This is a genomic window from Arthrobacter sp. TJ-217, assembly GCF_058269255.1.
Genome location: NZ_JBZCNJ010000015.1, coordinates 1 through 13,939, shown reverse-complemented (window position 1 = coordinate 13,939; position 13,939 = coordinate 1). Strand labels below are relative to the sequence as shown.

Annotated in this window: 15 protein-coding genes; 7 read left to right on the top strand and 8 right to left on the bottom strand. The window is 64.1% G+C overall.

What is annotated here, in order from left to right; all coding sequences use genetic code 11:
* Window positions 1–518 precede the first annotated feature (518 nt).
* Entirely contained in the window at window positions 519–1,127 is a 609-nt protein-coding gene (locus AC4D2R_RS17695) for a flavodoxin family protein (RefSeq protein WP_490941414.1), read from the top strand.
* 219 nt (window positions 1,128–1,346) lie between these two features.
* Here the strand turns inward: AC4D2R_RS17695 and AC4D2R_RS17690 are convergent, their stop codons facing one another.
* Together AC4D2R_RS17690 and AC4D2R_RS17685 are read right to left on the bottom strand one after the other, a co-directional pair.
* Window positions 1,347–1,805, bottom strand: a complete 459-nt coding sequence (locus tag AC4D2R_RS17690) for a GNAT family N-acetyltransferase (protein WP_490941413.1) — start codon at window positions 1,803–1,805, stop codon at window positions 1,347–1,349.
* A gap of 989 nt (window positions 1,806–2,794) precedes the next feature.
* Window positions 2,795–3,046, bottom strand: a complete 252-nt coding sequence (locus AC4D2R_RS17685; protein ID WP_490903988.1) for a hypothetical protein — start codon at window positions 3,044–3,046, stop codon at window positions 2,795–2,797.
* A gap of 265 nt (window positions 3,047–3,311) precedes the next feature.
* Between AC4D2R_RS17685 and AC4D2R_RS17680 the strand changes: the two genes are divergently transcribed.
* Entirely contained in the window at window positions 3,312–3,932 is a 621-nt protein-coding gene (locus AC4D2R_RS17680) for an MFS transporter (protein ID WP_490941412.1), read from the top strand.
* Window positions 3,898–4,320 carry a hypothetical protein gene (locus tag AC4D2R_RS17675; RefSeq protein WP_490941411.1) on the top strand — a complete coding sequence of 141 codons (423 nt, stop codon included), beginning with the start codon at window positions 3,898–3,900 and terminating at the stop codon, window positions 4,318–4,320. Before AC4D2R_RS17680 ends, AC4D2R_RS17675 begins: the two co-directional genes overlap by 35 nt.
* A 323-nt stretch (window positions 4,321–4,643) precedes the next feature.
* Here AC4D2R_RS17675 and AC4D2R_RS17670 read toward each other — a convergent pair whose 3' ends face one another.
* From AC4D2R_RS17670 to AC4D2R_RS17650, 5 genes are all read right to left on the bottom strand, one after another.
* Window positions 4,644–4,838 carry a hypothetical protein gene (locus AC4D2R_RS17670; RefSeq protein ID WP_490941410.1) on the bottom strand — a complete coding sequence of 65 codons (195 nt, stop codon included), beginning with the start codon at window positions 4,836–4,838 and terminating at the stop codon, window positions 4,644–4,646.
* 95 nt (window positions 4,839–4,933) lie between these two features.
* On the bottom strand, window positions 4,934–5,557 hold the full coding sequence (locus tag AC4D2R_RS17665; protein WP_490941409.1) for a hypothetical protein: 624 nt from the start codon (window positions 5,555–5,557) through the stop codon (window positions 4,934–4,936).
* A 157-nt stretch (window positions 5,558–5,714) separates the two neighbouring features.
* Window positions 5,715–6,581 carry a DUF2382 domain-containing protein gene (locus AC4D2R_RS17660; RefSeq protein WP_490941408.1) on the bottom strand — a complete coding sequence of 289 codons (867 nt, stop codon included), beginning with the start codon at window positions 6,579–6,581 and terminating at the stop codon, window positions 5,715–5,717.
* A 998-nt stretch (window positions 6,582–7,579) separates the two neighbouring features.
* The gene (locus AC4D2R_RS17655) at window positions 7,580–8,575 is read right to left on the bottom strand and encodes a CYTH and CHAD domain-containing protein (RefSeq protein WP_490941407.1); all 996 of its coding nucleotides are present in this window, start codon (window positions 8,573–8,575) and stop codon (window positions 7,580–7,582) included.
* A gap of 76 nt (window positions 8,576–8,651) precedes the next feature.
* On the bottom strand, window positions 8,652–8,945 hold the full coding sequence (locus tag AC4D2R_RS17650) for a three-helix bundle dimerization domain-containing protein (RefSeq protein ID WP_490941406.1): 294 nt from the start codon (window positions 8,943–8,945) through the stop codon (window positions 8,652–8,654).
* 162 nt (window positions 8,946–9,107) lie between these two features.
* Between AC4D2R_RS17650 and AC4D2R_RS17645 the strand changes: the two genes are divergently transcribed.
* Window positions 9,108–9,428 (top strand): hypothetical protein, encoded by a 321-nt coding sequence (locus tag AC4D2R_RS17645; RefSeq protein WP_490941405.1) that lies wholly within the window; start codon window positions 9,108–9,110, stop codon window positions 9,426–9,428.
* A 1,094-nt stretch (window positions 9,429–10,522) separates the two neighbouring features.
* Entirely contained in the window at window positions 10,523–11,776 is a 1,254-nt protein-coding gene (locus AC4D2R_RS17640) for an amidohydrolase (RefSeq protein WP_490941404.1), read from the top strand.
* A gap of 99 nt (window positions 11,777–11,875) precedes the next feature.
* On the opposite strand, the gene AC4D2R_RS17635 is transcribed toward AC4D2R_RS17640, so the two are convergent.
* On the bottom strand, window positions 11,876–12,397 hold the full coding sequence (locus AC4D2R_RS17635) for a general stress protein (RefSeq protein WP_490941403.1): 522 nt from the start codon (window positions 12,395–12,397) through the stop codon (window positions 11,876–11,878).
* Window positions 12,398–12,496: 99 nt separating this feature from the next.
* On the opposite strand from AC4D2R_RS17635, the gene AC4D2R_RS17630 reads away from it, so the two are divergent.
* Together AC4D2R_RS17630 and AC4D2R_RS17625 are read left to right on the top strand one after the other, a co-directional pair.
* On the top strand, window positions 12,497–13,039 hold the full coding sequence (locus AC4D2R_RS17630; protein WP_490941402.1) for a MarR family winged helix-turn-helix transcriptional regulator: 543 nt from the start codon (window positions 12,497–12,499) through the stop codon (window positions 13,037–13,039).
* Window positions 13,026–13,541, top strand: coding sequence for an ester cyclase (locus AC4D2R_RS17625; RefSeq protein ID WP_490941401.1), 516 nt, complete (start codon window positions 13,026–13,028; stop codon window positions 13,539–13,541). Before AC4D2R_RS17630 ends, AC4D2R_RS17625 begins: the two co-directional genes overlap by 14 nt.
* Window positions 13,542–13,939 lie beyond the last annotated feature (398 nt).

Genomic DNA, 13,939 nt, shown 5'->3' with positions numbered 1-13,939 from the left:
ATTTTCCCTCCAAACAGGACCTGATCCTGGCGTTCTTTGAGCGGCGCTGGCAGGTATTCGTGGTCGACCATTTCCAAGTTCAGACCGCCCGTCCCGGCGCCGGGCCGGATCACCCTGATCCGCTAACCGACGCCACAGGCCACCGCAGGAGCTCTTCGGCTCCCGCGGTGGCCCACCCGTTCCCGCCCGGGGATCACCGGACCGCGGTTCCACACCCGCCCCGGCCGGACGGAGCCCCCACCACTCGTGGTGGAGTATCGCGGCACAGCCGCACGTGTGGAGGGTGAACATGCTCAGGAACGGGGGGTCGACAATGATTGCGTCGAGCAGACGGGTTTCCCCGTTCAACAGTGCCTCTCGTGCCACACCGACGCGGTGTTTCGTCTGCACGGCAGCCTCTTGCCGGCCGGGCCGGCGTTCGACACCATTGCGGACCCCGCCGACCGAATCACTTCTACGGCATTATGAAACCCCTCAGCTTCCTCTTCCTTCGAATCGCCGCTAGACAAAGGATCACCATGACCGACCTTGCCGCCATTGCCCTGATCTGTTCCCTCACCCCCTCCCCGGGACCTTCGAGCAGTGACCTGATGGCACGCCGCGTTCTTGACCAGCTGGCCCTGCACGGTGTCACCACCTCCTCGATCCGGGTGGTCGATCACAATGTCCTGCCCGGCGTGGAAAAGGACATGGGAGAAGGCGATGACTGGCCAGGGATCCGCGAGCGGATCCTCGCCGCGGACATCCTTGTCCTATCCACCCCGATCTGGATGGGCCACCCCTGCAGCATCGCCCAAAGGGTCCTCGAGCGCCTCGACGCCGACCTAGCAGAAACCGACGAAGACGGGCGGCCTGTTATGTACGGGAAAGTGGGGATCGTGGCCGTCGTGGGCAACGAGGACGGCGCCCACAAGACGGTGGCGGATATGCAGCAGGGACTCAACGACATCGGCTTCACTCTCCCCGCCCAAGGCAGCACCTACTGGGTCGGTGAAGCAATGCAGACCATCGACTTCAAGGACCTCGGCTCTGTCCCGGAGAAGATCGCCGACACCACGGCAGGGGCTGCCCGCAACGCCGTCCACCTCGCCCGTTTGCTCAAGCCCATCCCCTACCCCGCCGGCTGAACCCATTTCCTTCCATTCCCTTTCATTGCGGTTTGTTCCTTGAGTTCGACGGGTGGACGGCGGACCGGCGATCGTGCACTGCCCGTTCCATAGCCTGTGCCTCTCGCCGGAAAGGAAGCATTGCGGCCGCCTCCCTAGGAGAACACCTCCGGGTGAGGTGATCGGCCTGGTGCTCCTCTGTGGAGCGTGGCTGACCAACCATCCCGGGCCGGGCTGCGGTCAGCGCTGGGCAATCACGCTCCCATACTGGGGGTATTCGGTAAGGAATGCCCTGGCCTTGGGGCAGCGCACGGTGAGTGGCAGGCGGCGGCGGTGCAGGTTGAGGGCAACGTGCCGATGCAGTGCCGCCTGCACCGTGGTGGTCAGCGTTTTGAAGGGCGGCTGCACAACGGTCTTCATCAGCACCAGTTGACCTGCGGGGAGGTCGTACGTCACATATGCGGCCAAAGCACCGCCGTAATGCAGCTCGAACCGGTACAGCGGGGGGTTGTCCCGGAACGCGAAGGGCGACGGCGTCACGGGCCGGAGGGCCTTCGCAGCGGCTGCCCTTCGTTCCAGTTCATCCAGGAGAGCCTCGTACTGTGCTCGGGCCTGGCGGGGCGGATAATCGCCCTCGAGGAGTTCGTAGGTTCGATCGCACAGCTCAAGCAGCTGCCGGTCCTCCAACCGGGCCGCCACCCCTTCCGCATCCCGTCCCGGAGTTTCGGCACGTGACGGCTCAGTGGACCCCGATTCCGGGTCCTGCGCGGAATTTCCGGTATCAGAAACTGTGCAAGTCTGCGCCGGTTCAGTCACGATCAGCCCCCACGTTCAATTTCCTCCGATCCCCCACCGGAGCCCCGTGCTGGAGTTTAGGCTGGATCGCGGCAGAAAGACAGCCGGCTTATTGGCATCCGGGGTGGATTCGTGAGGCGCATCAAAAACTGGGCAACATTCAGCTCCTTGTCGGGTCCATCAATCCACAGGGCATCCCGCCAGGGGCCTGCCCGACCTGTCCGGGGTGGACAACCTTGACTGCTTACCCAACCAAGGCCGTCCAACTAGAGGCTCGCGCGACTGCGTGGAACAGCAAAGCCGTGAAGATTCGGTTCCTTGAGCCGGCCACCCAAACCATGCGCGAAGGCTGGGTGTGGCGGAACGCAGTAACACCAGAGCCTTCGAGGAGGCCCCAACCTGGCTAGCGCCGCACTTGAGGTATGGGTCCTTGTATCGAACGAAGGCTTCCTCCCTCCGCCTCAAAGGGAGGAAGCCTTCCGCCCCGAGACCAGATACGGCCCTGCAAGAACTCGCCCGCAGCGCCCTGGCATCCGGCCTTGCTGCCACGTGGCATGAGGGGGCCAGCACCATGTCCAACTGCTTGACCAAGGTAACCACCTCTATTACCTCGCGTCGGCCTAGGGCGGGTCAACTGGAATCCGGGGTCCCCGGGATCATGTACATTCGGACTTTGCGTGGCATCGCGAGCATTCACTCGACAGTTCTCGGCGTTGCGTCCCAGCCTCTGAGTGGTTGTCCGCAAACATCACGAGGTGGTGTGTCGCACGTTGGCAGGTGGCGCATACCCCTGATTGCTGACTGAAGACGCAGCGACTCCATGCGAGACAGCGTAGGGCTTGATCTCGACGAAGATCCGTTGCCCTCTTTGCGGGTTGAGCTCTTGTTTTCGTTCAGGCTTCGTGCTCGCGGCGGTCCGGGCGTCGTTCAGCCTTGCCCGCTTCCTCGTCCCGGTCATCCAGCTCAAGACGCAGTTCCTCATTTCGTCCCTCGGTTTCCGGGTCGAGCGATCCCTCCTCGACGTACTCGGCGTCCATCTGGCGGTGAACCTTGCTGTTGAGCACGCTCACGTCGTCGGTCGGCAGGCCGTCCAAGTTGGCAGGGAAATCCTCGCTCGGGTCGAGTTTGCTGTCGTCGTTCATCATTGCCTTTCCTGGGAACCGCGGTGCCATCGAGCATACTTTGGACTCCCCAAGGGATAGGCCAACTCGGCCGCATATGAAGAAGCCCCCACACGGTGAAGCGTGGGGGCTCATTTACAGGTCTGGGCCAGCCTAGTACCTAGTGATGGTGAGTTGGCGGACCGGGCACCTGTCCGCCTTATTAACTAGGGCTGTCTCTTCGCGAGAGTCGACGGTCATGCCCCAGCGGGCTTTCACCGTGACCCACTGGATGATGTAGCAGCAGTGCTTGGCGGGAGGCATCCAGTGGGCTAGCCTCGGGCGCGCCACGAGCTTTGCCCTGATCCCGACCTGTTGGGCTTTCGGGGTGCTGCACCTGTGGGTGCTCATCGTGCTGCTCCTCCTGTTCGGCATCTTCTCCGTCTTCGGGTTCGCCGCCACCCAGTCACTGTTACCGCAGATCGTGGAACGGCGCGCGCTGCGCGCCGCCAACGCCCGGCTCGACCAGGCCGAAGCGGGCGCGCAGACCGTCGGTCCGGCACTGGGAGGTTTCCTCGTCGGTACCATTGGCGCGCCATTGGCCATCGCTGTGGACGCCGTGACGTACATCCGCGATGCCGTGTTGATCGCCGGGCTCCGCCTCAAACCATCCGTCCGCCGGGAATCAGGCCCGCGGTCGGTCCGGCGTGAGATTGCCGAGGGCCTGCGGTGGACCTACCGCCACCGCATTCTGGGACCGCTGGCCTGGTCCACGCATGTATGGTTCATCGGAAACGCCGCAGCCCTCACCGTTCTGGCGGTCTTCACCCTCCGCACCCTGGGCTTCACGGCATTCCTCTTTGGCTTAATTGTTTGCGGTGGGAGGAATCGCGGCCTTGGCCGGCGCCACTGTCGCCTCGCGCGCCGGTGAACGCTTCGGCCCAGGAGCCACGATCACTGGAGGCAGGGCCATCTACCCTCTCGCCTGGACACTGGTCGCTCTCGCGCCGGCCAGCGGCGCGGCCCAGGCAGACACCATTGCCACCGCCTTGGTCTTCACCGCGTTCGAGCTCCAGGGTTTCGCGGGCGGGTTGGAAAACGCGAACGAAATGAGCTTCCGCCAAGGACTGACACCCGACGCGCTCATGGGTCGGGTGAACGGCACGATGCGATCCGTGAACCGCACCATGGGTGCCGTCTGCGCTGTGATCGGAGGAGCCGCTGCGACGCTGTTCGGGGAACGAACCACCCTGGTCATCATCATTGGCATCTTCGCGGGCGCCCTCCTCATTGCGATCGCCTCCCCCTGCGAACAGTAGGCGACGACGAAGAGCTACCCCTCGGTTCAGGCAGATCTTGGTGGTTTAGTTGAGCGGCCCGGCGGGACAATTCTGCGGGCGGGGTATACGCGACTCGGCAAGATCAGAAGTCATATGGAATTTTTTTGGGGCAGTCGCGCTCGGAAATAGTGTCGCGGTGGAACGGCTTATAGGACGCGTGGTGGTTACCGGCTGGTGAGGATCCGGATGAAGCTGACCAGGCGTCGACGTAACGATGAAGGCGTCCTCTGGTGCGCGGGTTCGTCCAGCTCCTCCTACAGGGCTGACCTCCGCGACCCATGATGCTAAGACGACCCTCGGGATCAGCTGTTCTCGGGTTTCACCAGGCTGTCTGCGTCCTCTTCGAGGGCGGGAGCTTCGGAGAGCTCTTCGAGAAAGGCTTCTGCCTGCCCGGACTCCCCTGCGGAAAGTTCATCAAGAACGTCCTGGTCGGCTGTGTCCTGTCCGGCGGGGGGTGTGGAGCTGTCTCGCGGGCCTGTGGTGGTTTCGTTTGGCATGGTGCCTTACCTCAACAATCTGGTGGAGTGATGGAAGATGGCCGGGCCAGGCGCGCGGTGCTGATGACGCGCCTGGCCCGGCTTGGTGTGTCAGGTTAGGAGGTCAGCCCGGCCTGGTGGTCGATGCCGGCCTGGTCGACTTTGCGGTGGAAATGCATCCCGGCTTTGCCGCCAAGGATCGCCCCAATGAGGGGAACGAGGACGGCGATGGCCAGGGCGATGAGACCGCTGGCGCTCAGGAGACTACCGTCGACGGGAATGCTGGGCGCTCCGCCGATGCGTGAGAGGACGTTGAACTGGTCTCCGGCAATTGCGGCGAGGATGGCAACAACGATGGCGATGATGATGCCCCACAGCCAGACCGCGAGGCCCTGCTTGACTCCGTCGAAACGAGCCATACGGCCGGCGACGTAGCCACCACAGTAGTAGGCGAGGAACAAGATGAGTGCCAGCACGATGCCACTGACAACACCTACGGTTTCCGCGTTCTGCGTTGCCTGGTTGGCGGCTTCGCCGGCATCTGTGTTGTTGGCGGCTCCGACGCCCGCGCCGATCGCGGTGGCCAAGGCGCTCAGGATGACCGTCATGCCGATCGCGGTGAGCCAACCAAAAAAGGCAGACCCGAACTTGATGCCGCCGAACTTCTCTTTCTGGGCATTGACGACATCGTTGCGCCGGCCCTTGGGTGTGCTTGCTCCTGCGTTGTGGTCCTGTGCCATGACTCTCCTTGGAATGGTGTTTCGCATTCTTGTCCGTCACCACGCTCGCAAGCCGGGTGACGGACATGTTTGTGTCGCGCCCTTCGAAAGACCGTACGCCGGTGCGTAAAGGGAACTTCCCCGGGAGCCGGTGACAACTCCCGGGGGGTTCGGTCAACTAGCGGCGGTCGGCCTTGCCTGGCTTGTCTGCGTCCAGCATTTCGATCTTTTCCTTACGGACTTCACCGGACACGGTTTCCTGGGCCTGGACAGTTTCCTTGTCCAGGCGCACCCGCTCAACGGGAACGGCTTCCTTGTCGATGATGACTTTCTCCTCATGGAGGATGACTTCGTGCTCCTCCTCGCTGATCGCGGGCCCGTCCATGGCGTCGCCCCGGTTGGCATCGGTGATGGGTTCGCGCTCAATGCGGACCTCTTCGCGCCGGACCGGAACCGTCTTGGTGACGTTTTCGGTCACCACGTACTTGCGCAGGCGCACCCTGCCGGCTTCCCGGGTTTCGGTTCCGACCCGGAGCCGTTCCTCGGAGCGGGTCATCGCTTCATCGGTGGTCGGTCCGGAGGTGTCATAACCCACCGTGCTGCCGTCAGCCGAGCGGTCGACCCGCTCATCGCCGTGCTGGAAACCGGGCTTGTAGCCGGTGGTGTTCTTGCCGGTTCCCGAGACGGGGGGCGCCGTTGTGGTGTTCGGGGTGGTGTTCTGATGTCCGCCGGCCAGACCGTAGTGCCGGTACAGGGTGTCTTCTTCCTCGGGGCTGAGCGCACCGTCCGCTTCAATGCGCGGTGCACCCTTGACCTGGTCCTTGCTGTAGCGGACCTTGACATCTTTGCCGTCGGCGTTGGCGCCCTCAAGGGGAACGAAGGACTCGGAGGTGCCAAAGAGCCCCGTCTTCGCCGTGACCCAATTTGGATCCCCGGTCTGGTCATCCAGGTAGATCTGGCCGATGGAACCGATCTTGGTGCCCTGAACGTCAACAACGTTGCCGCCCTTAGACAGGATGGTGTCGAGATTCTGCTGGGTGATCATGGTTTTTCCTTACATTGTGATTGTAATGAAGGTGGATCGGTGGAACAACGGGTACCTCAAGAGCTAAGAAACTCATTGCAGCCCTGACTCGCCGGGGCTTATTACCGTGGTGCCGGGGCCGCTATTGGTACGCCGGCCGATCGCTTGACTGTCACGAACAACTGATTATCAGCGTGCTTACTACTCTGACCGCAGTGGCAGTCAAACGCAACTTCTGATTCTTTGGAGTGCGGTCGCGGATTTGTGCACCGGCACCGGCAGAATCCGCGGCACCGGTACGGGAGCACACCGCGTCGGATCTGAGGCTGCCCCTGTTACCTCGGGGCAGGAACCGTGGGGCTGCCTGGCGTGTTTCTCACATATCGGGCGTGGGCGGAGAATTTCGACAAGGTCCGCCCGTATTCCGTCCAGGAGACGTGCATCGGATCGGCCGCACCCTGCATGGACAGGGTGCGGACCTCCTCCGCAGGAGGAAGCAAACTTAACGGACCGGGCGCATTTTCATATCCAGTGCACCATCGGGCATCGGTCGTCACCAGCGAACGCCGACGAGCCTCGATCAGCCTCCCGTCCTCCCTTGTTACATGCTCCTATGGAGTGGCGCACCGCGTCGAGGCGGCGGAACAACTTAGGGCACCTGAGTTCCCAGCTTGCTCCGCTTCCGGATTTGTCTCTGTGCGTGCTCTCTAGGGCGGTGTTGGGTCTAGGGCAGACGCTCTTCGGATGGGCGCTGCGCGCCTGGATTCCTTGACGGCTGCGCCGTTCCTTTCGGCAGACCAGCCTACTGCCTGCTCCTCTCTGGGCAAGTCTGCGCCGGGGGCTTTCGCGGCATATCCTCACTCGCTGTGCTCCCTCCGGTATTCCACGGACCCCCGGACTTCGGCTGGCCCATTCACCCCGCAGCCAGACGAGGCACTTCGTGCCGAAAGGAACGGTGACCAAAGCCAAAACCCTCGACCCGCGCCCGGATCCAGGTTCGGGCCGTCCGGGATCGATGCTCACCGGTGTCCCTGCTCCGCCCTCGGTTTCTTGGCCAGCTCAGATTGAGGTCTTCCACGTGGTCGGTGAGGCTCCTGCATGGGCAGCGTGTTGAACCGGCGGGGGTTGACGCTTACGTTGGGGCCGATGAGCAGGCCGGCCAGCCACTTCAGCTCCTGGCGCAGGCGACTCACCGCATCGGTGTCCTCCAGCAGTCCACCGTAGGTCGCCAGCACCGAGCGCATGCGCCGGGTGGCGACCCTCATCTGGTGGATCGCGTCGTGGGCGTCCAGCCGCACACGGGGATCCTGATCCTTCAGCGCCTGCACCTGCTCCCGAAGGTATGCGAGAAGGACGTCGGCCGCGGGAGCCTCGGGTGTGGGGGCCGGCGGAGCCTTTGTACCGGGGTTGAGGCGCGGGCCAAGGGCACGTGCCAGCTTGGAACCGTGACCGGCCGGCCGGACGCCGGCGGCCGTAAGGAGCTCCTGCCCGGCGTCGAGCAGTTCCCGGGATCCGTCGACGAGTTCGAACTCCCACTCCCGCCAGTGCTGTGCTGAACCTTTCGGGGCGAGCGTCTGCGCCTCAACCCGGTCATCACTGAACTCGGCCAGGACGCCGTCGTCTTCGCCTCGGAGGCGGTACACGGTGCGCCGGGTCAGCAGCCGCACCACCGGAACCAGTGCTGTGTCCCTGATATGGACGCGGATCAATCGCAGCAGCGGTTCTGGGACGCCGTCGGTCTCCTCTCCCAACGGCTCGCGGTACTCACGCCGTTCATCCGCGGCCAGGGGAAGCTTCAAATGCCAGCCTGCGTCGCCGCCGCCGGTCCGGCGCCGCAACGTGACGCGCCCCGAGGCCAGGACCAGATCCTCGGTGCCGAAGTACGTGGCCTCAAGCCGGTACTCCACCAGCGGGTCCACCCGGGCAACACCGGGCAGGTTCAGCAAAGGCGGGACCGCGGTCCCGCCCCCGACGACGTACTTTTGCTCAATTTCCACCACCGACGTGGAATCCATAGCCGGAGCTTATCCCCGCCACGGCGGAAACTTCAGAAACACGATATGCCCCGTGGCGGATCGGCTGCCTGGGGCATCAAAGCTTGCTTGGCGACCGCGGACCCGTTACTAGAGGTCCGGCGGGCCGTCGTCGTACGGTGAGCCTGCGGCAGGTCAGGTTTCGGGCACTGCGCTCGACTCGGATCGGGATGTAGGTGCGCACCCGTCCTCCGTCCAGGGAGTCGCACTCCTCCTCGAAAATGACCTCGACCTGCGGATGCGGGGTGTCTGGGCAGCGGGCCCCAAGCGGCCCAAAAGGTGCATGACAGTAATCCCTGGGTGACAGATAGGTACGAAGCTGCCGGACGGTTGCGGGTGTTCCGCGCGGCACCCGGATTCGGTGACGGGAGGCCTTCAGATGTCAGGGTTGGGGCGGGTCCGTTCCCGGTCGCGCTTCACAGCACCCTCCATTACGTGAAAATTGACCGGGATGTTCACGGGACTTTCATGCTGCGCCAATCGGTCGGACACCGCGGGAGCTTAGGCTCGGACAATGAATCCGGATATCGACCTGAGTGAGGTACACGCACTGTCTGTTCGTCGTGCGGATAGTCCGCTGCGTGAACGTCAGATACTCATGCTGCAGCAGAGCCTTTACAACGCGCGCGTTCGCACCCTTCCCGAACTTGCCAGGGTAATTGAGGTATGCACCGGCCGCTCTATCACCTCGTTACGGGAGATACGTCAGAGTGAACTGCGTCCAATCCTGCGTCACGTCCAGACCATGATGGACAAGGTCGATGTTGATCCTCAAGGCATCCTCGCTTCCGTTCCTGCGCGCGATCGTACCTTCGAGGCGCACACCCCGGGATAGTGATAGAAGGACAACGGCGGAGAAGAAAGCCGGGAATCAGGTTCCACCATGCGACGCTCAGGTCACAAGAAGCCGGCGGCGCACACCACTCCTCAACCTTGATAGCAGTCAATGCTGTGGGTGCCCCGGCAGGCTCCCGGCATGCTGGGCGTAGCCCGGCGTGGAATGTACCGATGAATCAGATGGCTTATGTCCGGACGTGATGCTGCCAGCGCCTGTAGCTAGCGGTCGCTGGTGCCGCTCAACAGCGTTGCGAGGAGAACGCGCGCGTGACGGTCCGGGGCGAGAGGCTGACCGAGTACTCCCTGCGCAAGCGCCGGGACGCCGAAGGGCAGCATGCCGGCGAGCAGAAGTAGTAGCAGGAACTCGTCGTCGTCTACGTCGGGCAGGGCACCGCAGGCCCGTAAGCGTGCTGCGACAGGGGCCACGGCGGCCCGTGTGCTGTTGAGACTGCCGAGGAGGTAGTCGAGGCGATCGCTAGGGACTGAGCCCTCGTGCACGAGGAGCCGCGCAATGTCGGGCTGGCGTGCGCACGCGCTAATAAAGCCTTCGATGAAGGCTGCCGTGTCCGGCTCACAGCGGCTTTCGGTTTCGGTGCGCGTGATGGCGTCGGCCAGCGGCTGGATGGTCGCTGCAAGGTGTCGCAGCGAATGGGATTCAGAGCAAGGCGATCTGGATCAAGCGGTGCAGGGCGCCCGCTTCCACAAGCTGCCTTGCGGACTGCGGGGCAGCGTGCGGATGGAAGGTCTGCGCCGTCACAGGGCTCCTCAATTCGGGTACCCGCTTGGGGACATCCCGGGAGGACAGAGGCAGTGGGCGGCCTTCCGGTCGGACACCTCCATGCACCATTCCGCGGGCCCCTGCCCCGGTTGGCAACCTCCCTCCCACCTTCCGCCCGGGTGGTTCAGCCCGTGGGTGATTCTGTCCCGGGTGCCGGAAATTACTTCCCTGATCTGCTGCCGGGATCGAAGTGCTGTCGTGAACCGGCCGCCGGCACCAGTCAAGGCCTTCGCCTTCCCTGGGGTGATGTTCCGTGCCACAACCTCAGGGAAGTAGGGTTTCCGGAACGAGTGTGGGTTCCCTGAGGAGGCGTCATGGCTGCTGTTTCGTCCGTGCTGGCCGGTCTGGAGGAGGTCCGCTCCTGGCAGGAGGACTTCTACCGGGACCTGCACCAGCACCCCGAACTCTCCCACCAGGAGCACATAACGGCTAGGAAGGTCGCCGAGCGGCTCAAGCAATCCGGATTCGAGGTGCACACGGAGGTGGGCGGCACGGGTGTCGTGGGGGTGTTGCGCAGTGGAAGCGGCCCGACGGTGCTGCTGCGGGCCGACATGGATGCGCTGCCGGTAAAGGAGACGACCGGCCTGCCGTACGCCAGCACCGCCAGGGCAACCGACGGCGAGGGGGCGCAGGTCCCGGTCTCCCATGCCTGCGGCCATGACGTGCATGTGGCCTGCCTGCTTGGTGCCGCGCAGCTGCTGGCGAATGGCGTGGGCCAGTGGGCGGGAACCGTGGTGGCGCTTTTCCAGCCGGCCGAGGAGACCGGTGACGGCGCCCGCGGCATGGTCGAGGACAAGCTTGCCTCAGTTGTTCCCGCCCCCGATGTGGCACTGGCCCAGCATGTTCTGCCGGCACCGGCCGGGACGGTCGGTACCCGTACCGGACCGGTGCTTTCTGCGGCGGACAGCCTGCGGATCACCGTGTACGGGCGCGGCGGCCACGGGTCCATGCCGCAGGCCACCATCGATCCGGTGGTGCTCGCGGCGATGATCGTGGTCCGCCTGCAGACCATCGTGTCCCGCGAGACTCCCCCGGGAGATACCGCGGTGCTTACTGTCGGCAGCATTCAGGCAGGCACGAAGAGCAACGTTATCCCCGACCACGCCGTTCTTCAGCTCAATATCCGTACCTACAGTGATGAGACCCGCCGGACGGTCCTGGAAGCAATACGGCGGATTGTGAGAGGCGAGTGCGACGCATCGGGCTCACCGCGCGAACCCGAGATAGAACTCTTCGACCGTTTCCCGCTCACCGATAATGATGCTGCTACCACCGCGCGGGTGGTTAAGGCGTTCGCTGGATTCTTCGGCGACCGGGCCGCCTCGATGGGCCAGCAGACCGCCAGCGAGGACTTCAGCGACATACCCACCGCACTGGGGGTGCCCTACACCTACTGGGGCATCGGCGGCATCGACCCGGAGCTTTACCGGCGGGCCGCTGACGCCCGTCGCATCGCCCAGGACGTTCCGGTAAATCACTCGTCCAACTTCGCCCCGGTCATCCAGCCGACCCTTGACACCGGAACCCAGGCGCTCGTGGTCGCCGCCATGGCCTGGCTCGCCGACTGACTGACCATGCTGGGAACACCGGCAGGCACCTCCCTTATTGTTCAGGCGACTCCGCCCAGGGATCGTGGCGCGGGTTTCCCGGGCGGACCCGCTCAATGATCAGCTTTTGGTGGCCACTGCGAGGGCGTCGGCGTAGTACGGGGTGTCGACCATGACGGCGTACCGGGCGGCTTTAATGCTCTTGACGCTGCTGAAGTCCCGTCCGCCGCGGGTGGCCCAGTGGGTTACGAAGCCGAAGACCGCCCCCCAGAACGCGGCGAAGACGGTGCTGCCGAGAATGACGGTCAGCCAGATCACTCCGGGGGCGAAGATGCCCAGGAGCAGGCCGAAGAGTAGGCCGAACCAGGCGCCTCCCGCGGCTCCGACCAGGGCTGCCCTGCCCTTGGTCACGCGCCCGGTGACCTGTTCCTCGGTGCGGATGTCCAGGCCGACGATGCGCACGTGCTCGACCGGAAACTTGCTGTCCGAAAGGCTGTCGACGAGCCGCTGGGCCTGCGCGTAGTCCGTGAACTCGCGCAGCACGGCCGATGCTCCATTGACGGGCTGGTCCTGGATTCCAGCACTGGATGTAGGGAAAGTGGAGGTATTGGAGGCCGGGGCCGGGGAGGAAAAGTGGGACATGGCGGTGCCTTTCTATTCGAATAATTGATGTGGTTGGTAAAACCATACTATCCGCGTCTAGTTTGGTTTGCAATACCAAATATCGGGTATGCTGGTTTCATGGAACCTGAGCAGATGAGCACGAGCGCAGACGCGGAGGAGCAGACTCCCGGGGTGCAGGTGCGGCGCGGATTTGCGCAGCTGGCCCATTGGGCGAGCCGGCCCGATGTGCGCCGCTATTTGTACGGGTCCGCTGGCGTCAGGCTGTCCCCGGCGGATGCCGGACTGCTCGAATTCCTCACCAAGAACGGACCGACGCGGATCTCTGACCTCGCGGCCACCCAGGGGGTGGATAAATCGACGATGACCCCGCAGGTCCGCCGTCTTGAGGACAGGGGGTTCATCGTCCGGGAGCCCGACCCCACGGATCGACGGGCCACGCTGCTGAGCACCTCCCCCGCCGGCCTGGAGGTCCAACAGCGCATCGGTGCGGCCGGGGCGGCCGTCTTGGATGACGTCCTCTCCAACTGGTCAATGGAGGACAGGGAAGCCCTCGGATCCCTGATGGTCCGGTTCGCTGATCAACTCGCCCAACACCGGTCCCTGGACCAGGAGGGCAGCCCCGCCCATGCCGAAAAGGAGGATGACCGTGCCACGCTCTGAACTGGAAGGCAGATTCGAGGCAATCATTGCCGCCATCACCGCCGGTGACCTCACCGCCCTCGACCCGCTCATCAGGTATGACATCACCGACCACAGCTTCATTCTCGGCCAGAGCGGTGGGCTGCGAGGCATCAAGTACTGGGCAAAAACCCTCCGCAGCGCCATGCCGGACCTGACCGCCACGGTGCAGGACACCGTGACCGGGACAGACAAAATCGCAGCGCGCGTCCGCTGGGCGGGCACCCACACCGGCGATCTGCCCGGCACCCCGGCAACATACTCGTACCTGGAGTTCGAGTCTTTTCACATCCTGCACTTCACCGACGGAATGGCGGTGGACTGGTGGGATGGATCCGACACCCGGGAAGCGCTGCGCAGCCTCACACGGCGGGCCCGGCTCCTTGAAGCGAAAAACATCATCAACAGGTCCGCCCCAAGGCACTACCACCAGCACTCCCAGACCTCTCGAAGTGCAAAGCGGCGCCCGCTCTCCCAAGTATGAGCGCATTCCGGGCCCTCCCCCGGCCTGAGGTTTCGATCGCCCCGTCCTCCAATACGCACCCCGCAGGGCGAAAATCGGCTACCTGACCGCAGGGCTCCCTTGAAACCCTCATCACCCGTGCGGGCCTGCAGAACCCTCGCTGCGCACTCCGGAGCACGCGGGCAGCGTCGGCCTTGTCATGGCCCTCGTGCTGTACCACCTCGCCAATCCGGCGGCCGCGGACCACGCAATACTGCCATGGAATGCCTCAAATGGCGGTTGAAACTGGTTCTTACTTCTCACCGCGCTTTGACTCAACTTGCACCCGTTCGCTGGCGGGGGTCCGACGGAAGCGCTGGAACTGGGCCGCGACCTGTTCCCGGTTCAGTTCGTGGCGGCGGGCGTGCTTTTTGATTTCC